The 20904-nt window shown below is 69.8% G+C and carries 17 protein-coding genes; 1 reads left to right on the top strand and 16 read right to left on the bottom strand.

The window, feature by feature from the left end:
• Positions 1-69 precede the first annotated feature (69 nt).
• The 3 genes from AC2AXK_RS09240 to fdxA all read right to left on the bottom strand — a co-directional run bounded on the left by AC2AXK_RS09240 (position 70) and on the right by fdxA (position 3061).
• A complete protein-coding gene (locus AC2AXK_RS09240; RefSeq protein ID WP_484345079.1) occupies positions 70-1368 on the bottom strand; it encodes a citrate synthase in 1299 nt (432 codons plus the stop codon).
• 199 nt (positions 1369-1567) lie between these two features.
• Positions 1568-2734: a succinyldiaminopimelate transaminase gene (gene dapC / locus AC2AXK_RS09235; protein ID WP_484345078.1), complete on the bottom strand. Its 1167-nt coding sequence runs from the start codon at positions 2732-2734 to the stop codon at positions 1568-1570.
• A 9-nt stretch (positions 2735-2743) separates the two neighbouring features.
• Positions 2744-3061 carry a ferredoxin gene (gene fdxA, locus AC2AXK_RS09230; RefSeq protein ID WP_484345077.1) on the bottom strand — a complete coding sequence of 106 codons (318 nt, stop codon included), beginning with the start codon at positions 3059-3061 and terminating at the stop codon, positions 2744-2746.
• Between the two features lie 124 nt (positions 3062-3185).
• On the opposite strand from fdxA, the gene AC2AXK_RS09225 reads away from it, so the two are divergent.
• The gene (locus tag AC2AXK_RS09225; protein ID WP_484345403.1) at positions 3186-3458 is read left to right on the top strand and encodes a putative acetyltransferase; all 273 of its coding nucleotides are present in this window, start codon (positions 3186-3188) and stop codon (positions 3456-3458) included.
• Positions 3459-3482: 24 nt separating this feature from the next.
• On the opposite strand, the gene AC2AXK_RS09220 is transcribed toward AC2AXK_RS09225, so the two are convergent.
• The 13 genes from AC2AXK_RS09220 to AC2AXK_RS09160 all read right to left on the bottom strand — a co-directional run bounded on the left by AC2AXK_RS09220 (position 3483) and on the right by AC2AXK_RS09160 (position 20655).
• Complete coding sequence (locus AC2AXK_RS09220; protein ID WP_484345076.1) at positions 3483-4484, bottom strand: prephenate dehydrogenase; 1002 nt, start codon at positions 4482-4484, stop codon at positions 3483-3485.
• Entirely contained in the window at positions 4481-5431 is a 951-nt protein-coding gene (locus AC2AXK_RS09215) for a prephenate dehydratase (RefSeq protein WP_484345075.1), read from the bottom strand. The genes AC2AXK_RS09220 and AC2AXK_RS09215 overlap by 4 nt, the downstream gene beginning before the upstream one ends.
• A 7-nt stretch (positions 5432-5438) precedes the next feature.
• Positions 5439-6296, bottom strand: a complete 858-nt coding sequence (locus tag AC2AXK_RS09210) for a hypothetical protein (RefSeq protein WP_484345074.1) — start codon at positions 6294-6296, stop codon at positions 5439-5441.
• 61 nt (positions 6297-6357) lie between these two features.
• The gene (locus tag AC2AXK_RS09205; RefSeq protein ID WP_484345073.1) at positions 6358-8271 is read right to left on the bottom strand and encodes a VanW family protein; all 1914 of its coding nucleotides are present in this window, start codon (positions 8269-8271) and stop codon (positions 6358-6360) included.
• Positions 8272-8381: 110 nt separating this feature from the next.
• Positions 8382-8762 (bottom strand): DUF6113 family protein, encoded by a 381-nt coding sequence (locus AC2AXK_RS09200; RefSeq protein ID WP_484345072.1) that lies wholly within the window; start codon positions 8760-8762, stop codon positions 8382-8384.
• Positions 8763-8772: 10 nt separating this feature from the next.
• Complete coding sequence (locus AC2AXK_RS09195; RefSeq protein WP_484345071.1) at positions 8773-9756, bottom strand: PIG-L family deacetylase; 984 nt, start codon at positions 9754-9756, stop codon at positions 8773-8775.
• A gap of 160 nt (positions 9757-9916) precedes the next feature.
• Entirely contained in the window at positions 9917-11827 is a 1911-nt protein-coding gene (gene typA / locus AC2AXK_RS09190) for a translational GTPase TypA (protein ID WP_484345070.1), read from the bottom strand.
• Positions 11828-12074: 247 nt separating this feature from the next.
• On the bottom strand, positions 12075-13877 hold the full coding sequence (locus AC2AXK_RS09185) for an ABC transporter ATP-binding protein (RefSeq protein ID WP_484345069.1): 1803 nt from the start codon (positions 13875-13877) through the stop codon (positions 12075-12077).
• A complete protein-coding gene (locus tag AC2AXK_RS09180) occupies positions 13877-14812 on the bottom strand; it encodes an ABC transporter permease (RefSeq protein ID WP_484345402.1) in 936 nt (311 codons plus the stop codon). The genes AC2AXK_RS09185 and AC2AXK_RS09180 overlap by 1 nt, the downstream gene beginning before the upstream one ends.
• A 147-nt stretch (positions 14813-14959) precedes the next feature.
• Positions 14960-16477 carry an ABC transporter permease gene (locus AC2AXK_RS09175; RefSeq protein ID WP_484345068.1) on the bottom strand — a complete coding sequence of 506 codons (1518 nt, stop codon included), beginning with the start codon at positions 16475-16477 and terminating at the stop codon, positions 14960-14962.
• Positions 16478-16675: 198 nt separating this feature from the next.
• Entirely contained in the window at positions 16676-18490 is a 1815-nt protein-coding gene (locus AC2AXK_RS09170; RefSeq protein WP_484345067.1) for an ABC transporter family substrate-binding protein, read from the bottom strand.
• A gap of 250 nt (positions 18491-18740) precedes the next feature.
• Entirely contained in the window at positions 18741-19256 is a 516-nt protein-coding gene (locus AC2AXK_RS09165; protein ID WP_484345066.1) for a hypothetical protein, read from the bottom strand.
• A 331-nt stretch (positions 19257-19587) separates the two neighbouring features.
• Entirely contained in the window at positions 19588-20655 is a 1068-nt protein-coding gene (locus AC2AXK_RS09160) for an ice-binding family protein (RefSeq protein ID WP_484345065.1), read from the bottom strand.
• Between the last annotated feature and the right edge of the window lie 249 nt (positions 20656-20904).

The following is a 20904-nucleotide window of genomic DNA, read 5'->3' as shown; positions in this document are numbered from 1 at the left end:
GCGGACGGCCCGCGCCCTTCCGGGGGCGCGGGCCGTCTACCGGCTGGACTCGTGACCGACCGTGGGTCGTCAGCGCTGCGAGAGGTCCACGTACGAGCGCTCGGGGGCGCCCGTGTACACCTGACGCGGGCGGCCGATCTTCGTCTGCGGGTCCTTCATCATCTCGCGCCACTGCGCGATCCACCCGGGCATCCGCCCGAGCGCGAACAGGGGGGTGAACATCGCCGGGTCGAATCCCATGGCCTTGTAGATGAGGCCGGTGTAGAAGTCGACGTTCGGGTAGAGCTTGCGCTCGATGAAGTAGTCGTCGCTCAGCGCGATCTCCTCGAGCTCCATCGCGATGTCGAGCAGCTCGTCGCGCTTGCCCAGGGTCGACAGCACGGCGTCAGCGCTCTTCTTGACGATCGCCGCACGGGGGTCGTAGTTCTTGTACACGCGGTGTCCGAAGCCCATGAGGCGGACACCGTCCTCCTTGTTCTTCACCTTGTCCATGTACGACTTGACGTCCGTACCCGAGTCCTTGATCTCGTTGAGCATCGCCAGCACCGACTCGTTGGCGCCCCCGTGCAACGGGCCGGAGAGAGCGTTGATGCCGGCGGAGATCGAGGCGTAGATGTTCGCCTGGCTCGAGCCCACGACGCGCACGGTCGCGGCTGAGCAGTTCTGCTCGTGGTCGGCATGCAGGATGAGCAGCTTGTCGAGCGCGTCCACGACCGTCGGGTCGGAGTCGTACGCCATGTACGGGACGGCGAAGGTCATCCGCAGGAAGTCGTCGACATAGCCCCGCGAGTAGTCGGGGTAGAGCAGCGGCTCACCGACGCGACGGCGGTGCAGGTAGGACGTGACGGTCCGCGCCTTGGCGAGCAGGAGGACGGTGGCGAGCTCGACCGTCTCGTCGTCGAACGGGTCGAGGGACTCGGGGTAGAACGTCGCGAGGGCGTTCACGGCCGACGCCATGACGGCCATCGGGTGCGCGTTGCGCGGGAACGTCCCCATGAACGTGCGGAAGTCCTCGTGGACGAGCGTGTGCCGGTTGACCCGCTCCACGAACGCGTCGTGCTCGGACGGCGACGGCAGCTCCCCGTGGATGAGCAGGTACGCGACCTCGAGGAACGTCGACTTCTCGGCGAGCTGGTCGATGGGGTACCCGCGGTAGCGCAGGATCCCCGCGTCGCCGTCGATGTAGGTGATCTGCGACTCGCAGTTGGCGGTGTTCATGAACCCGGGGTCGAGCGTGACCATCCCGGTCTCCCGGAGCAGGGACGACACGACGATGCCGGGGTTGCCGACCGTGGCCGGGACGACCGGCAGAGTCTGGGTGGAGTCGCCGACGGTGAGGGTGACCGGCGGCTGGTGGGTGTCCGACATGGTGTCCTTCCTGCTGCGCCTGCCGCTCTGTGGAGCTGCAGTGCGTGACTGGCATCTGACGAGTGCCCGGGACCGACGCAGGTCCCGGAGGGCGCCGCCGCTGGCCACCACGACGGTACCTGCCGTCACCCGATTGTGACCACCTGGTGAAGGGACGAAGGGCCTGGCAGGACCGTGATCCGGGTCACACCCGGACGAATCAGGCGTCCAACTCCGTCAAGCGCTCCGCCGCACGCGCCACCGCGGTGTCCGGCGCTGTGAGCGCGACCCGGACGTGACCGGCACCAGCGCTGCCGTAGAAGGACCCCGGAGCGACGAGGATGCCTGCGTCAGCGAGACGCGCCACGAGACCCCAGGCGGGCTCCGCAGTCGGCTGACCGGCACGGTCGCCGGACGTATCGCCACCGTCGGCCCGCGTCCACAGGTACAGGCCGGCCTGCGACCCGTCGACGACGAGCCCGGTACCCGCGAGCGCAGCGGTGAGGACGTCCCGGCGCCTGCCGTACGTCGCGCGCTGCGCGACGACGTGCGCGTCGTCCGCGAGCGCGGTCGTCATCGCTGCCTGGACGGGCGCGGGGACGATCATGCCGAGGTGCTTGCGCAGCTCGAGCAGCCGGCGGACGAGGGCCGGGTCACCTGCGACGAACGCCGCCCGGTACCCCGCAAGGTTGGACTGCTTGGACAACGAGTACGCGCAGAGCACCCCCTCGAGCGATCCCCCGTTCACCCGCGGGTCGAGCACGCTCGGGACACCGCCCGACACCCAGGGCTCCTCCCACGCGAGCTCCGCGTAGCACTCGTCGCTCACGACCGTGGCGCCGATCTCACGCGCCGCGCTGACGACCCGCGCCAGCTCGGCGACGGACAGCACCTCGCCCGTGGGGTTCCCGGGCGAGTTCACCCAGACCAGGCGGACGTCAGAGCGACCCTCCCACTGCGTGACATCGCTCGCGGGCACCGCGCTCGCACCCGCGAGCCGCGCACCCACGTCGTACGTCGGGTACGCCACGCTCGGGTGGACGACCACGTCGCCGGCGCCGAGAGACAACATCGACGGCAGCAGTCCGACGAGCTCCTTGGAGCCGATCGTCGGCAGGACGGCCGCAGGGTCGAGCCCAGGCACCCCCCGGCGGCGCTCGAACCATGCGACGACAGCCTCCCGCAGCGCGGCGGTCCCGTGCGTCGTCGGATATCCGTGTGCATCACCCGCGGCGCTCAGCGCCTCCCGGACGAGCGCCGGTGTGGGATCCACCGGCGTGCCCACGGACAGGTCGATGATCCCGTCCGGGTGCGCTCGCGCGCGTGCGGCGTACGGGGCCAGGGTGTCCCAGGGGAAGACGAGGTCGGAGAGGTCCGCGAAGCCCATGCGGGGCGGTCAGGCCTGCGGGGGCAGGACCGCGATGACCGGGTGGTCCTTGTCGATCTCACCCATCTTCGCCGCACCGCCCGGAGACCCGAGGTCGTCGAAGAACTCGACGTTCGCCTTGTAGTACTCGGACCACTCCTCGGGGACGTCGTCCTCGTAGTAGATGGCCTCCACCGGGCACACCGGCTCGCAGGCGCCGCAGTCGACGCACTCGTCGGGGTGGATGTACAAGGATCGTTTGCCCTCGTAGATGCAGTCGACAGGACATTCCTCGATGCACGCCTTGTCCTTGACGTCGACGCAAGGCTGAGCGATCACGTAGGTCACTTCGAGGTCCTTCCCGGACGAGTGGTCCAGACGATCCGCGAGCCAGTCGGCGCGCGACGTCTAGTATCGCTCACGTCAGCCGCGGCCACAGAGCTGCCCACCCTGTGAAAATGTGAGGTCGGTCATGCCGGAACGGGGCGCGTCAACGGCATCTGACCAGCCTGGAGACCCGTGGCGCACCTGGGCCCCCGGGACCCGGGTGATGGTCCGCCGCCGGCTTCCGGACGGCGCCTCCCACCTCTACACCGACCTCCTTGGTGTCGTCGTGAGCAGTGACGACAGGACCCTCACGCTCAGGACGCGCACGGGCACCGTCGAGGTGCCCGGGAGCGAGATCGCCGTCGGGAAACCCGTGCCGCCCCCTCCCCCGCGGCGTGAGCGGCGCGAGCAGGTGTAGGCGACGGCTCACGCGCGTCGTCGGCTAGGGACGTGCGACCGCGAGCGTCACGGAGCGGCGCACCGTGTCGACCGCAGTGACGTAGGACCCCTGCACCCCCAGCGCGGTGAGGGTGTGCGCCCAGTCGTCCTCCTCGCGCAGCAGGAGATGCTGCTCGGTGACCTCCGTCGCAGCCGGTGCGCGCAGGGATGCTGCGCGATCGAAGAAGCGACCCACGGGAGCCCCGGACTCGAGATCGGCAGCGAGCTCCTCGAGGTGCCGTGCCGCAGCGCGCAGCGCCGGGGCGACGGCGCCGGCGTTGTCGACAACCATCGCCTCTGTCCGTCGCGGGTCCGTCCGCGCGACACGTGTCCCGTCCCGGAAGCTGCCCGCAGCGAGCCGCTCGGCCACGGCGCGCACCGGCGAGACCGCCACCTGGTTGAGCAGCTCCGTGGCGACGACGTGCGGCACGTGGCTGACTAGAGCGACGGCGTCGTCGTGGACGGCGTCGGTGAGGGGCAGCACGACGCCGCCGAGCACCGAGGTGATGAGGTCGACGACCTCGAGAAAGGCGCCGAGGTCGTTCTCTGCACCGAGTGTCACCGCCCAGCGCGCGCCGAGGAGCAGATCGGCGTCCGACGCGTCGAAGCCGCTGTGCTCGGTGCCGGCCATCGGGTGCGCGCCGACGTACCGCGCGCCCAGCCCGTCCTGCTCCACGGCGGAGCGCACCGCGGCCTTGACGCTTCCGACGTCGGTGAGGACCGGGGTCCCGACGAGGCAGGCGCGCAGGGCACGCGTCGTCGCCGGCACCGCACGCAGCGGGACCGCGACGACGACGACCGTGGGGAGCCACGCGCAGAGGTCCTCGAGCGACCGACCGACCGGCACGTCCGCGGCGGAGGCACGCTCGAGGGTGGCAGCGTCCGCGTCCCACGCGATGACGTCGACCCCAGCTGCACGCAGCGCGCGGGCGAGCGAGCCGCCGATGAGACCCAGACCGACGACCGCGACCCGCCGTCCGCTCGTGGAGCCCGCTCCGTCGGTCATGACCAGAGCAGCCCGCGCCGCAGCACGTCTGCGGGCAGTCCGTCCTGGACGCTGCCCGGTGGGACCCGCTGGGCGTCCACGACGTCGTCGATCTCCCCGCGGGCCGGGAACACCCCGAGGGTCTTCACGGAGTCGCCGGAGGCCAGCAGGCCCTGCAGGACGCTGTGGACCCGGTCGTCCCACGGGGGCCCGTCGACGGTCACGATGAAGACGTACCTGCCCTCGAGCGCCTTGAGGGGCCGGGTGATGAGGCTCGAGAGATTGACCCCCGTCTCCCCGAAGGCGCGGGTGATGCGCGCGAGGACACCCGGCCCCGTCGCGTGCGGCGTGATCGCGAGCATCGAGCGCCACGTCCCGGTGGGCGAGGGACCGCCCACCCCGGCGAGCGCGGCCTGACGCCCGGCAAGGAGCAGGAACCGCGTGCGAGCACCGTGGAAGTCCTCGACGCCGCGGGCACGGGTGCGCAGACCGTAGGCCTGCCCGCATCCGGGCGGGCCGAGGGCCACCTGTCCGGGCACGAGGTCGCGGCAGGCTGCCGCATTCGACGTGGCTGGCACGGGCACCAGGCCGGACGACGTGACAAACCCCTGGCACTGCGCGAGACCATGCGGGTGGCTCACCACCTGGGTGGGCTCGACGTCGCTCGTCGGGTGCTCGAACGCGTCGAAGGTGATGGGCACGAACGCCTCGTCGACCGCGACGACCTGCTGCGCCGAGACGAGGGCGTCGAGCGATGGCACGACGTACCCCTCGACGGAGTTCTCGATGGCGACGACGCCGTGGGTGACGGCGCCGCTGTCGACGCCCGCGTAGACGTCGGTCACGGTGGTCATCGGTACGACCTCGACGTCGCCCACCGCCCCCGTGAGGATGCGCGCAGCCTCGTGGGTGAACGTGCCCTCCGGGCCGAGGTACGCGACCCGGGCGCCGTCCGAGACCAGGCTCATCGGGCGCTCATGCGTGCGTGACCGCCCACCGCGGGGTGAGGGCGTCGGGCCCGGGGATGAACTCCTGACCACCGAGGACGCCGAGCACCCGGTGCGAGACCCCCCGCGCGTCGAACTCCTCGAGGAGCCCGGCCAGGACGCCGGAGTCCTCGCAGGAGAACGACGTGAGGAACACGTGCGGACCGGCCTCGGACCGCTGGCTGCGCAGGTGCTGGAGGTCGATCCCCACCGCGGCGATCACCCCGAGGGTCTCCTGCAGCGAGCCCCGGTGGTCGTCCCGAGGACCGAGCGCGAGCCACACCTGCGAGGGCGAGTGGAACGTCGGCACGCTCTCACGCTTCTCGAGGAGCCCGTACCAGATGACCGGCACGTCCGCGAGGAGGGCGCTGCCCGGCAGCTCCTGGAACCCGGACGGCACGGCGGAACGCTCGATGACGAGCGTTCCGCGCTCACCGGCGAGGGCGATGCGCTCGTCGACGGTCGTGCTCGTGGGGACGAGCCGCGCGCTGAGGCCCATCGTGCGCAGCACGTGCCGGCAGTCCCGCATGCCTGCCTCGTCGACGACCGCGACACCGCTCGCATCCGGCGTCCGGCCCACCCACGCCCATTCGGACGCGACCGGGACGGCCGCCGTGAGCAGCAGCGACGGGTCGGCGGCGAGCAGCGTGCGCTCGAGCTCGGGCGCCGGCTGTGCCGGGTGACCGATGTGCACCACGGCCGAGAGGTTCTCGATGCTCGCGACGGTGGCCAGCACAGCCGTCGTCGAGCCGAGGTCCAGCAGGCCGCTGACGTCGTCGTCCCAACCGCCGCGCAGCGCGGCGAGCCTCGCGTGGGGGCCGGACTCGCGACCGCTCTTGCCGAGCATGGATGTACCTCGCCTGCGTTGTGGTGGGGGTGCTGGACGCATCTGATGCTAACGGCTGGCGCTAGCCGTCACAGACGATGGCGTTCTGGGGCTTGTACCGCACGGTCGTGTTCTCGTCGATGACGAGCTCGCCTGTGGCGATGACCGTCACCTTGCGCCAGACCGAGACGGAGAAGCCGGGGCTTCCCGCGCTCTGCGGCTGGCACGTCGGGCCGGACCGGTGCTCCGTCGTCGGGCTGACGACGTTGGAGCGCCCGGAGGTGCCCTCCTGCACGTCGTAGTACTTCGTGCTCCAGGCCGCGACCCACAACCGGTTGTCCGCGATCCACGACTGCAGGAGCACGCCGTGCGGCGAGTCGTTGCGGAACTTCACGTCGATGACGCCCTCGTAGATGGTCGACTCGCGACCCTCGGGGTACCGGCTGAAGTAGTTGCTGTGCGGCTGGTGCTCGACGTCGACCATCCCCGCGAAGAAGCCCGCGTTGTACGTCGTGGTCGCCATCTGGGACAGCCCGCCGCCCATGCCGTCCTGCAGCTGGCCGTTGACGACGACGCCCGCCTCGTTGTAGCCGTTGCCGGCCGTGATCGGCCCGATGACGTCGATGAGCGAGAACGTCTCGCCGGGCAGCACGAGGGACCCGGTCACCTTCGACGCCGCGATCCGCAGGTTCTCCGTGCGGGCCGCGTTCGCGGTGAGCTCGGTGGAGAACTCGCTCACCTTCTCGACGACGCCGAGCGCCTGCAGGGACTCGGTCGACTGTGCGGGGTCGCTCATGGTGAGGTCGACGGTCGCGGTGCGCTCGGTCCCGAGGGCGGCGTCGCGGACCGCGCCAGCGAGAACCACCGGGTCGAGGGTCGTCCCCGGTGTCCCGGGCTGGACCTGCGGGACACCGTCGACGAAGACGAAGCTCGCGTCGGCGGCGGTCGTCAGGAGGTTGTTCGTGCGCTCGAGCACCGCGGTGACGAGGGTGGGCCCGTCGACCGTGAGTGTGAGGTTGCCGTCCTGGGGCACGTACGCCGCGGCGGCGAGGAGGTTGGCGGCAGGGATCTCGACGATCTGCCCCGAGACGGTCAGCGTGACGGGTCCGCTCGCGAAGGTCTGGGCCTCGGCGTACGCGGCGTCGGTCTCGCTCTGGGTGATGTCCGGCTCGAGGGGGACCGTCGGCAGCTCCACCGGGCGCGTGCCGGTGAGCCAGGAGTCGGCGATGCGCTCGCTCGCGGTCGGGCTGTCGAGGCTCGTGCCGTCGGCAGCCGCGGTCTGGACGGGGGCTCCGTCGACGAACGCCACGGTGCCGTTGACGGCCGGCACCTCGAGGTCGGTGGCCAACGGCACCAGCGCCGCTGTGAGCTTCTCCTCGTCCACCGCGGTGACGGGCGCGACCGCCCCACCGCCGGTGACCTGGGCGAGCAGCCGCGACGGGTCGAGCGTGAACTTCGTGAGGGGCTCGACCGTCGCCGCAGCGTCGAAGGTCAGGCCTGCCGCGACGGGGTCGATCGTGCTCGCGGCACCGCCCGCCGTGACGGGCAGGGGCTGTACAGCCAGGGGGCCGAGCTCGGACTCGAGCTTCTCGGTCGCCTCCGTACCGGACAGTCCGCCGACGTCGACGCCGGCCACGGTCGTGTCGGTGGCGATCCGGTCGGCGAAGTACCACTGGGCACCGAGGTAGGCGCCCGCGGCGACGAGCACCCCGAGCACGGTCCACAGCAGCACCTTGGGCCACTTCCGCGAGGTGTCCGGGTCGTCGAAGACGTCGAGCGGGGAGTCAGCGGCCGGCCCCGCGGGTGCGGTGACCTCGTCGTCCGTGCTGTCGCTCGCCGTGCTCTCGCTCGCCGGGCTCTCGCTCGCCGGGCTCTCGTTCTCCGTGGAGGGAGCAGTGCGGTCGGGCCAGCCGGCGTCACGGTCGACGATCGCGTCCTGGTTCGAGGCGACAGCCGGCGTGGTCTGCCCGGACGGACGGTCGGTACTGCTGCTCATGGTTCTCCGCTCGCGAAGGAAGGGCCGCTGCGCGGTCCTGCTGCATCGGGCGTCGTCTGCCCCCCGACGGACCAGTGTACGGCGCGGCTACGCACGCCCATCAGCGCCGTTCAGTCGGTGAACCACCGCTGTGGAGCGAACGCCGCGACGGCGATCATGAGCATCCCGCCGACGAGCCACGCGACGCTCAGCGCCTGCAGCGGCAGCACGACGTCACCGCCGGGTCCGGAGAACATGAGGACCGCCACGACGGCGAACCACCCGAACGCGTAGGGGCCCAGGGCGCTGCTGCCGATCCACGCGCGGACGAGCACGCCCGCGACCGCGACGAGGAGCAGGGAGGCGAGGAGGATCCACGGGGTCCACTGCCTGTGCACGAACGATCCGACAACACCGACGACCGCTCCCAGCCCGAGGGCGCAGGCGTAACCAAGGATCGTCGTACGCAGGGGGCGGGCCTGACGGCTCGCGGCAGTGGGGCTGACCGGCATGGTGGCGAGGCTACCGTCCGCGCCCGGACGGTTCCTGGACGTCCGCACGTGCGCGCACGTAGTGCTCGTACGCGAGCCAGGGCACGAGGACGTCGTTGCTCAGGGCGTACCACCCGACGAGCAGCTCGCCGTCGTGCCGGGCGACGCCCTGGACCTGGGTGGCGTGGGCGCGGAGGGCGGCTGCGACACGGTCGACGACGGGCCGGACGTCGATGACGACGTCGGGCTCGCCGAGATCGTCGGCGAGCGACGGGAGGATCCCGGCAGGGTCGGGCAGGACCGGGGCGCGCCCCTCGTCGAGCAGCTCTCCCTCGTCGAGCGGTGCGACGGCCGCAACGAGCTCGGCGCGCGCGCTGCGGAGCGTGGGTGCAGGAACAACCGCCCACCACGTCTCACGGACCGTGTGGCCGGGCTGGTCGGCGGCTGGCTCACGAGCACGGAGCACCGCGTGCATCGTCAGCTCGTGCGCGCGGACGTGGTCCGGGTGGCCGTACCCGCCACCCGGCTCGTAGGTCACGACGACGGCGGGTCCCCGGTCCCGCACGATCGCGGCGAGCCGGTCCACCTGCTCGGTGACCGACCCCGCGACGAGCGTCCCTGGTGATGGCTCACCCGCAGCGCCCGCACGGCCGCCGGGAGCGGAGTCGTCGAGCCAGGCCATGCCCGAGTCCGCGTAGCGCGACGAGCCGTTCCCGGGTGCCGGGATCTCGTCGAGGTAGACGTGGTCCGTCACCCCGAGGGCAGCGAGGGCGTGGGTGAGCTCCACCTCGCGGTGCGCCGCGAGGGCAGGCCCGTCCCCTTCGAGGTGCGCGAGGTCAGCGCCGATGACCTCGCCCTGCTCCCCCCGGGTGCAGGTGACGAGCGTGACCGGCCGGCCTGCGCGGGCCCATGCCGCGAGGAGGCCGCCGGTCGCGAGGGTCTCGTCGTCCGGGTGGGCGTGCACGACGAGCAGTGCGTCGGCCGGCCCGCCGGGAAGGATCTGGGGCTCGTTCATGGTCGGGTTCCTGTCGTGGACGGCGCTCGCGTCGGGCCGGGGTGGGACGGCCCGCCGGGCGGGTCGCGCCGGGGTGAGACGACGCTGAGTGCGGGCCGAGCGGCACGGGTGCCCCTCCGCCCGCACTCAGCGGGTCATGCAGGTCCTGCGAGGTACGTCGTCAGCTCTTCTTCGCGCGGGAGAAGGCGCGGGCGCGCTCCGACTGGTCGAGGATGACCTTACGGATGCGCACGACCTCGGGGGTCACCTCGACGCACTCGTCCTCGCGGGCGAACTCCAGGCTCTCCTCGAGGGTGAGGTGCTTCGGCGGGACGAGGTTCTCGAAGGTGTCGCTCGAGGCTGCACGCATGTTCGTGAGCTTCTTCTCCTTCGTGATGTTCACGTCCATGTCCTCGTTGCGAGAGTTCTCGCCGACGATCATGCCCTCGTAGACCTCCTGCGTGGGGTCGACGAAGAAGGAGCCACGCTCCTGGAGGTTGATCATCGCGAACGGCGTGACGACCCCGGGGCGGTCAGCGACGAGTGAGCCGTTGACGCGCGTGTCGATCGGGCCGACCCAGGGCTCGTAGCCCGCCGCGATCGAGGACGCGATGCCGGTTCCGCGGGTGTCCGTGAGGAACCGCGTGCGGAATCCGATGAGGCCACGGGCGGGGACGACGAAGTCCATGCGGACCCAGCCGGTGCCGTGGTTGGCCATCGTCTCCATGCGGCCCTTTCGCTGGGCGAGGAGCTGCGTGATCGCACCGAGGTACTCCTCGGGCACGTCGATGGTCATGCGCTCCATCGGCTCGTTGCGCTTGCCGTCGATGATCTTGGTGACGACCTGCGGCTTGCCGACCGTGAGCTCGAAGCCCTCGCGGCGCATCTGCTCGACGAGGATCGCGAGTGCGAGCTCCCCGCGGCCCTGGACCTCCCAGGCGTCAGGGCGCTCGGTCGGCAGGACCCGGATGGAGACGTTACCGATGAGCTCCTTGTCGAGGCGGTCCTTGACCTGGCGGGCGGTGACCTTGTGGCCCTTGCCGCCCTTGCCGGCGAGCGGCGAGGTGTTGATACCGATCGTCATCGAGATGGCGGGGTCGTCGATCGTGATGAGCGGCAGCGGACGCGGGTCGTCCGGGTCGGTGAGGGTCTCACCGATGGTGATGTCCTCGATGCCGGCGACGGCGACGATGTCGCCGGGCCCGGCCGACTCGGTCGGGACGCGGTCGAGCGCCTTCGTCTCGAGCAGCTCGGTGATCTTGACGTTCTGAAGCGTGCCGTCGGCGCGTGCCCAGGCGACCGTCTGACCCTTGCGGATCGTTCCGTTGAACACGCGCAGGAGCGCGAGACGGCCGAGGAACGGCGAGGCGTCGAGGTTGGTCACGTGCGCCTGGAGGGGGTGGCCCTCCTCGTACGTCGGCGCCGGGATCTTCTCGATGATCATCTTGAACAGCGGCTCGAGGTCCTCGCTGTCCGGCAGTCCGCCGTCCTCGGGCTGGTTGACCGAGGCACGGCCGACCTTGGCCGCGGCGTAGACGACCGGCATGTCGAGGATGGCGTCGAGGTCGAGGTCGGGGACCTCGTCGGCGAGGTCGCTCGCGAGACCCAGCAGGAGGTCGGTGGCCTCGGCGACGACCTCTTCGATGCGGGAGTCGGGGCGGTCCACCTTGTTGACGAGGAGGATCACGGGGAGCTTGGCGACGAGCGCCTTGCGGAGCACGAACCGGGTCTGGGGCAGCGGGCCCTCGGACGCGTCGACGAGCAGGACGACACCGTCGACCATGGACAACCCGCGCTCGACCTCGCCGCCGAAGTCAGCGTGGCCCGGGGTGTCGATGACGTTGATGGTGATGCCGTCGGCCTCACCGGCTGCGGCGGCAGCGGGACCTGCGTAGTGCACGGCGGTGTTCTTCGCGAGGATCGTGATGCCCTTCTCGCGTTCGAGGTCGCCGGAGTCCATCGCGCGCTCGTCCACGTGCGCGTGGGCGCTGAAGGCGCCGCACTGACGCAGCATGGCGTCGACGAGCGTGGTCTTGCCGTGGTCAACGTGGGCGACGATCGCGACGTTGCGCAGGTCGGAGCGCACAGACATAAAGAAACTCATTTCACCGTGTGGGAGGACCGAGGTCGGCGCGCAGGTGCGCGCCACAGGTCACCGAAAGATCAAGGCGGTCATAGGCAGTCGACGTGGGCTTTGCGTGGCTGGGCACGCGCGCACGGCGACCTACGGACGACGTTGACCTATGCGATCGTACCGGACGCAGCCGCCCCCGACCGCAATCCCCTCTGAGGACGGGCGCCGCCCACCTCGTCAGAGGCGAACAGCGACCGCCAGGAGGTCATCCGCCGCCGAGCCCTCCGAGGATCCGCGTCGTGGGGTCCGGCCCGTCCGGGTTCGCCCCCCGCTGCAAGGGCTCCGCCGATGGCAGGTGGAGGTCGGAGACCTCCTCACCCAGGCTCGTGAGCAGGGCGCGCCGCGCCTCGCGGCGTCGGCGCTGCTCCCCCGGCTCCGGGACGGGTGCGGCAGCGAGCAGCCGACGGGTGTACTCCTCCTGCGGGTCGAGCAGGACGGCCTCACGGGCCCCCTGCTCGACGATCTTCCCGTTCTGCAGCACGATCACCCGGTGCGCGAGCATGTCGATCACGGCGAGGTCGTGGCTGACGAAGAGGCACCCGAACCGGTAGCGCTCCTGGAGCGCGCTGAACATGGCGAGGACGCTCGCCTGCACCGAGACGTCCAGTGCCGAGGTCGGCTCGTCCGCGACGAGGAACTCGGGGTCGAGCGTCAGCGCGCGGGCGATACTCACGCGCTGCCGCTGACCGCCGGACAGCTCGTGCGGGTAACGGTTGACCGTCGCACGCGGGAGCTCGACGGCGTCGAGCAGCTCGTAGACCTTCGCGAGCTGCGACTTGCGGTCACCCACCTTGTGCACGACGAGCGGCTCGGCGATGGTGTCCCCGATCGGGAACCGCGGGTTGAGCGACGAGGCCGGGTCCTGGAACACCACGCCGATGCGCTTGCGCAGCGCTTTCGCCTCCGCGCGCTTCATCGCACCGAAGCTCGTCCCGAAGATCGACACGGATCCGCTGGCGGCGGGGATGAGGCCCAGGGCACAGCGCGCGATCGTCGACTTCCCCGAACCGGACTCCCCCACGAGCCCGACGATCTCCCCGGCGCCCACGGAAAACGTCACGTCGTCGACAGCGCGGAAGGGCGTCTTGCCCACGCGCGCATACTCGACGACGAGCTTGTCCAGCGAGAGTGCGGCGACCTCGCCCTCGCCTGCGGGCGACTCGACGACAGGCGCCCCGAACTGCCCGGGTCCGGCGCCGAGGCGCGGGACGGATCCCAGCAGGCGCCGGGTGTACGGGTGCTCCGGGTGGTTGAGGACCTGGTCCGCCGTGCCGGTCTCGACGATCTCGCCCTTGAGCATCACGGCGACGCGGTCAGCCATGTCCGCGACGACGCCCATGTTGTGCGTGATGAGCAGGATCCCGGTGTTGAGCTCCGCCGTCAGTGACCGCAGCAGGTCGAGGATGTCGGCCTGGACCGTCACGTCGAGGGCCGTCGTGGGCTCGTCGGCGATGATGACCTTCGGGTCGCAGCTGATGGCCATCGCGATGACCACACGCTGACGCTGTCCACCGGACAGCTCGTGCGGGTACTGCTTGAGCCTGCGCTCCGGCTCGGGGATCCCGACCATGCGGAGCAGCTCAGCGGCCCGGGCGGTGGCCTTCTTGCCGAAGGCGATCTCGTGCAGCTCGAGCGCCTCGGTCAGCTGCGCGCCGATGGTGAGCACGGGGTTGAGCGCAGTCATGGGTTCCTGGAACACCATGGCGACGTCGTTGCCGCGCATCCGGCGCAGGCCGCGCTCGTCGAGGTCGTTGACGACCGTCTCCCCGACCCTGATCGTCCCGCTGACCCGCGCGTTGTGCGGGAGCAGTCCGAGGGCGGTCATGGAGGTCACGGACTTGCCTGACCCGGACTCGCCCACGAGTGCGAGGACCTCGCCCGCGCGGACGTCCAGATCGATCCCCTTGACGGCGTGCACGGTCCCGAACTCGGTGCCGAACTTCACGTCGAGGTCCGCGAAGGAGAGCACGGACGTCGTGCTGGGTGCTGCGGTGCCGGTGCTGCTCATCAGTCCTTGTTCCTGTTCTGACGTGGGTCGAACGCATCTCGGAGGCCGTCGCCGATGAAGTTCACCGTGAGGGCGATGGCCAGGATGAACAACCCGGGGAACCAGAACAGCCACGGACGGGTGGTGAAGGCGTTCTGGTAGGTGCTGATGAGCGATCCCAGCGAGATGTCCGGCGCCTGGACGCCGTACCCGAGGAAGCTCAGCGACGTCTCGAGGAGGATCGCGGAAGCGATGTTCAACGTGGCCGAGACGATGATGACCCCGACCGTGTTGGGCAGGATGTGCCGGAAGATGATGCGCCCGGGACCCGTGCCGACCGCACGCGCGGAGGCAACGAACTCTCGTTCGCGCAGCGAGAGGACCTCACCACGCACGAGCCGCGCGAGGCCCGTCCACGTGACGACGCCCAGCACGAGCGCGAGGCCCAGCACGCCCCAGCTGGCGGCCATCTTCCCGAGCACCGCGGCGAGCACGAGGAGCGGGATGACGATGAACAGGTCGGTCATGCGCATGAGGATGTTCTCGAGCCACCCCCGGAAGTACCCGGCGAGGGCACCGATGACGGTGCCGATGACGGTGGAGATCAGTCCGACCGCGAACGCGACGATCAGGGAGATCTGCGTGCCCCGCATGACGAGCGCGAAGTAGTCCTTGCCCGTCGAGTCCTGCCCGAACGGGTGCTCACCGATGGCGAAGGGCCACAGCTGCATGGTCGGTCGGCCACCGTCGATGACGTTGGCCGCCTTGGTGAAGTCCTTGTCCCACCATCCGGGGATGGGCCCGATGCCGATCGACGTGAAGGCGAGCACGGCGACGAAGGCGAGGAAGAAGAGCGAGACCATCGCGCCCTTGTGGCGGACGAAGCGGCGCAGGACGAGCTGGGTCTGGCTGTACGACTTCTGCTCGCCTGGTTGCATCTGCGTGCTGACGTGCATGTGTGCGGCGACCGGGTCGATGCCCCCGTCGGCCGGGGTCGGCTGCCCTTCGTGATCGGCAGGCTTGTTCGGGTCAGTCATTGCGCTCTCCGGTGGTCGTCGCGCGGGGCCTCGGCGTGGACGGACGGTGTGGTGACGTCATGCCCGTCACCGCCTGATCCGTGGGTCGAGACCGGCGTAGGCAAGGTCCGCGACGAGGTTCATCACGATGGCGGCGCTTCCCGTCACGAGGAAGAACGCCATGACGGGCGCGGGGTCCACGTGGTTCAGGCCCGTCTGGAAGAGCTCTCCCATGCCCTTCCACCCGAAGACCTTCTCTGTGATGACCGCGCCGCCGATCAGCCCTGCGAAGTCGAAGGCGACGATGGTGGTGATGGGGATGAGGGCGTTACGGAACGCGTGCTTGACGATGACGACCCGCTCCGACAGCCCCTTGGACCGCGCCGTACGCACGTAGTCCTGGTTGAGGACCTCGAGCATCGAGGACCGCGTGTACCGGGTGTAGGAGGCGACCGAGATGAGGGTGAGGACGACCGTCGGCAGGAGGAGCTGGGCGCCCTGGTCGAGGAACGACTCCCAGAAGTCGCCCTTGAAGTTGGGCGTCGAGGAGCCGATCGTGGAGATCGGGCGGGACTTGAGCCTCAGCAGCCCGCTCCAGCTCGAGATCGCGTGGTCCGCGATGATGAGAGCACCCATGAACAGCGAGGTCGGGATCGAGATTCCCATCGCGAGCCTGCGCGACTCGCCACCCCACAACCATCCGATGAGCGCTCCGACGGCCAGGGTCACGAGTCCCAGGACGAGGAGCAGCCCCCAGCTCGGCTCTTCGAGCAGACCCAGGGTGGCGAAGTACCCGACCGCCCCGGCGGCGACAGAGGTGAGAGACGCGTAGAGCACCCTGCGGTTGCCCAGTCCTGCGAGAAGCATCGTCAGCAGCAGAGCGAACCCGACGCCGATGAGCACGACGAGCGCGATGCCGAGCGCCGGGCGGCGGAACCACTCGACAGCCGAGAAGTACGTCATCGCTCCGGCCACCACGACCGCTGCGGCACCCGCCGTGGCGAGTCGCCGGCGCACAGGGCCGCCGAGCGCGGCCTGGAGGATGACACCGATGACGAGCGCCGTGAGCGCGATCTGCAGCGGTGAGAACGTCGGATCCGCGATCCAGTCGTTGAACCGGATGGCCCCGTACTCCTTGAGCAGGACGGCCATCCAGAACACGGGCAGGGAGAAGAAGAGGAACGCCAGGAAGGTCACGGCGTAGTCGAAGCCCGAGTACTGGCGGATCGCGGTGAGGATCCCGACCAGGATGCCGATGACGATCGCCAGGACCGTCGCGAGGATGACCAGACGCAGGGTCGAGCCCACCGCGTTCCCGAGCATGCTGTTGACGCTCACACCATTCATGTTGGTGCCAAGGTCGCAGTTGCCGGTGACGCAGCCTGCGACGCCCCGCAGCCAGTCCCAGTACCGCTCGTACCACGGGTCGTCGAGCCCCATGAAGAGCTTGCGCTGCTGGATGAGGTACTCGCGGTTCTTCGCGTTCGACTCACGAAGATCTTCTAGCGGGTCTCCTGCATTGATCGTCAGGACGAACATGAGGAGCGAGCCGCCGATCAGGACGAGGAACGACTGCCCCAGCCGACGCAGGATGAACTTGGCCACGAACGAACCCTTCGAGTGCTCTGGGGAAGCGGAGCGCTTCACCCACTAGTGCGCGCGAAACCACACCATGGTGTCATGGCGGATCGGTTCCGGACGGCCACCGGGGTGGAAGCAGCAGTTCTGCCTCCACCCCGGTGTGATGCAGTTCACGGTCCGTAGACCGTCGGCCCTTCACTCACGTGATGGACGTTCGAGCGATCAGGACGCGCGGACCCACTGCTCCGCGTTCCACGGCACTGCGGTCTGCGCCGAGGAGGAGCGGACGTTCGAGATCGTGGAGTCGTACGCGATCACGCCCGGGTGGGCGAACAGCGGGATTCCGTAGAGCTCGTCCCAGAGGACCTTCTCGATGGTCTCGATCTGCTCGAGCTGCTCGTCGCGGTCGAGCGTTGCGGAGAGCGCGTCCCAGGCGGCGTCGACCTCGGCGTTGGAGAACCCGCCGTAGTTCTGGCCACCGGTGGTGGAGTAGATGTTCTGGCCCGAGACGATCTGGCCGGAGCCGGCCCACGCGAACAGCGCGACCTCGTAGTCACCGTTCGGCAGGGTCTGGTCGAAGAAGTCGGGGTTGCCGACGTCCTGGACGTCGAAGCCGACCTCGTCACAGCTGGACTTGATGAGCGCGACCTGCTCCGTGCGTCGCTGGTTCGGAGCGGAGTAGCCGATGCGGACCGTGATCGGGCCGGCAACTCCGGCCTCCTCGATCTTCGCCTTGGCGCCGTCGAGGTCGACCTCGTCGTAACGGCCGTCGTAGCTGGCCTCCACGATCGTGTCGTAGTCGTCCTGGAACGGGAAGACCTCACGGGCGTTCATGACGCTCGCTTCGTCGGACACCGGAGCGATGAGGTTGTCGACGATCTGCTGGCGCGGGACGCACATCGCGAACGCCTCGCGCAGCGCGAGGTTGTCGGCGAAGACACCGTTCTTGAAGTTGAAGTCGAGGTGCTCCCACGTGAGGCTCTGGTCGGTCTCGATGGTGATCGCGTCGCCGAGGCCCTCGAGCTGCGCCACGGTGTCGACGGTGGCCTGCGGCTCGATGATGTTGAGGTCACCGTTCTGCAGCGCCTGGACCTGCGCCTCGGGCGCGACGAACCGGTAGACGAGGGTCTTGGTCGCGGGCGGCGTGCCCCAGTAGTCCTCGTTCGCGACGAGGGTGATGGACTGGCCGGCCTCCCAGGAGGACAGCTTGTACGGGCCCGAGGACGGCGTGAGCGCCTCGTCCGGGAGCTCGCCCGGGTTCGGCGAGAGCCACCCGGTGTTCCAGAACTCAGCGGCGGGACGGAGCGCCTCGACGTCCGCGTCCTGGATCGCCTGGACGAGGTCCTCGACGGTCATGCCGGCCTGCTCGGCGACGATGTGCGCGGGGAACGCGCTCGTGACCTGGAGCTGGTAGTCCGGGTACGGGTTCGTGTACTCGTACGAGAAGGTCTTTCCGCCGACCTCACCGGTCGGGCCCTCGGGAACGAGCTCACCGAAGTCCAGGCCTGCCACGTGGTTGAACAGCGGGACGGGGTTGCCTTCCTCGTCGGTGCCGTCCGACATCGCCTGCGCTGCCCAGTCGAGGAGGTAGTCCTCGTAGGCGATGGGCGTGCCGTCGGACCAGACCGCGTCCTCGTTGAGCGTGTACTCGACGGTCATCGGGTCTTCGCTCGTGAGCTCGAACGTCCCGTATTCCTCGTTCTGGTAGATAGCCCCGTCCGTACCGAAGTACATGAAGCTGCCCATGATGCGCTCGTTCACGACGCTGTTGTACGTCGAGTACGTCTCAGGCGTGAAGTCGTTGTAGCCGAGCCACTCGTCCTCACCCAGCGTGTAGGAGATGGTGTCGTCAGCGGTGACGACCTCGCCGAGGTCCGCCTTGCCGGTGCCGTCGGGCTCGCCCGCAGCGCCGGAGGACGACGAGGACGACGACGGCGTCGAGCTCTCGTCGGGGTCCTCGGACGTGGTGCAGGCTGACAGCACGAGTGCGCCGCTAGCGAGCATGGCGACCGCGGCATGAGTGCGCCTGATCTTCAATGTTCCTCCTTGAAGGATGGGATGAGTCGTGCGCCGCGGACTGTCGGAGCCGGATCGGCTCGCTCAGCCAGCGTTGGCGTCGGCATCGTTGCGTACGAGAAAAGTACCCAGCGGTAACCGGCACGAGAGCCAGATCACCACTGTCCTGCGCGATCGTTACCGAGATGATACTGGTCGGTAACGTTGGACACCTGATGGTCACACTCTGAGACGGACGTCTGGGGCGGGATTGTCGGAAGTGCGCAGAGTGTCAGGTTAGGGTGGCGTCGGACCCCGTCGCCACGGCCGGAGCGATGCTGTCGTGAAGCGCCATGATTGACGCCTCGGGACCCTCGACGATCCTGCGGGCCACCCGCCCACACACACCGACCCGGACCGCGACGGCGGGCTGACCGACGACGAGCCAGAACGGGTCGTCCTTGTCGCCGGCGACGTATCGCCCTCCGAACTCCTTGCGAGCGACCTCGCCGACATACGACGCGAACGCGTTCCGGATGTCCGCGGCGACCGGAGCGGTACCGAGCTCGGCCGCCGCACGCTGCTCGTGCAGCGCCTGCAGCACCTCGTCCAGCCGGTCGAGCGACGCCCGCGAGAAGTTGAGGCTGCCGGGCTGCAACGGGCCGTCGGTCCCGGTGAGGTCGTTCACGAGGTCGAGCGCTGCCCGCGCGACGACCTGCTCGACCGAGCCCTGGGCCGACGGGGCGGGGCGGCCCGACGAGGCGCCGACTGCGGGTGGGCCATCGACGGGGCTGTGGGCGTGAGCCATCTGAAACACATCTCCTGTGGGTGAGGGCGGCGAGACGTCGGCGCGGAACTCCCCCGCATATCCTCGTGCCCGGAACACCGCACACGAGATACGCGGTCCTGTCCCACGACGCCCGCGTGAGCTGCGACTGCAGCGCCAAGCGTTTCGCCGCGATTATTGTACGCCTGTCTCGACGACGTCCATCCCGCGATCTCTGGGAGAGGGACTGTGCCACGTCCAGCAGGGAGACTGCGGGCTACGGCTTCACCGTGATCGGTCCGGTGCGTCGTCGTTCCCACGGGTCGTCGACTCCGCGTACCCCTTGATCACCTGTCGGCTGTGGAGGCCGTTCTCATCGCAGCCCGCAGCGACGCGTGCCGATGACGACTCCCGCCCCCACGAGTATGGACGCGGCGGCCACGAGGATCGGCGCGGTCATCGTGGGCCCGGTGACCGCCAGCGCCGGTGGCGTTCGTCCCGGCGGAGTGGTGAGGTCGACCGGCGGCGTGCCCGATGGACCGCCCGGGACGATCGGACCGACGGGCGGTTGCACGGGCACGACGGGCTCGGCCGGCGGCACGGTCGGGTCGCCGGGCCCGGTCGGTACGCCCGGCCCGGTCGGGTCCTCCGGCACGGTCGGTACGCCTGGCCCGGTCGGGTCCTCCGGCACAGCCGGCGGCTCGTCGGGATCGACCGGAGCTTCCTCCGGCTCGTCGGGCAGCAGCGCTGGCTCGCACGCACCGCGGGTGAACGTGTTGGTATCGAGGGTGACAGATCCGTCGCGTGCCAGGGCACGGCCCTCGACCGTCGCTCCGGTGTTGGCCGTGATCGAGGTCAGGGCCAAGATGTTGCCGACGAAGGTCGTGTCCGTCCCGAGCGTCGCGGAGCTGCCGACCTGCCAGAAGACGTTGCAGCTGGTTGCTCCGTTGATGAGCTCGACGGTGCTGTCGGACGCCGTGGTCAGGGTCGACCCGATCTGGAAGATGAAGACCGCGTTCGGGTCACCTTCGGCGTCCAACGTCAGCGTCCCGGTGAGCCCGAGAGAGTCGGCGGCGTTGTACACACCTGCCAGCATCGTCGTGCCGCCGATGTCTCCGGCGACGGTGGCGTCGGGCGCTTGGCCGGCGGCATCGTCGTACGCGATGACGAGATCGGCCTGGGCCTGGAGCGCATGAGCGTCCGTCCGATGCTCGACCCCCGCGGTGAGGCCCGGCGGGAAGCCACTGATCGCCGTGCCTGGACTCACTCCGAGGTCGCCAGCGAGGCGGCTCGGTCCGGTGTTCGTCACGGACTGCCCGGCGAGGACCGCGTACGACTGAGCAGTGCCGAGGTCGACGGCGGTGCCGATCGCATAGGCCGGTTGCGTGCCCAGGAGGAGCACGCCCGCTGCAGCCAGAGCGAGCGCTCCTCTGACCGGCACCCGCACCCGTGACGGGGCTCGATCGTGCATTCGTGCGTGTCTGATCTCGTCGCTCCCCATGGAAGCACCCCCCAGTCTTCCCCGGCTGCCGGGGTCAAGCTCGCTGTGAATAGAGGCGACCATACGCATCGCCGCAGCCGTTATCTCGGACATCAGCGGCACACGCGTGAGATTCACCCGCGGAACCTGCTTCCGAGTCCGGTGGTCGCCGGCGCGGTGGCAGCGGCCTCATGGGCGATGGCCACGGCG

Source organism: Sanguibacter sp. Z6_81 (assembly GCF_057180625.1).
Note: the sequence above shows the minus strand (reverse complement) of the source record. Positions and strands in the feature narration are given on the sequence as shown.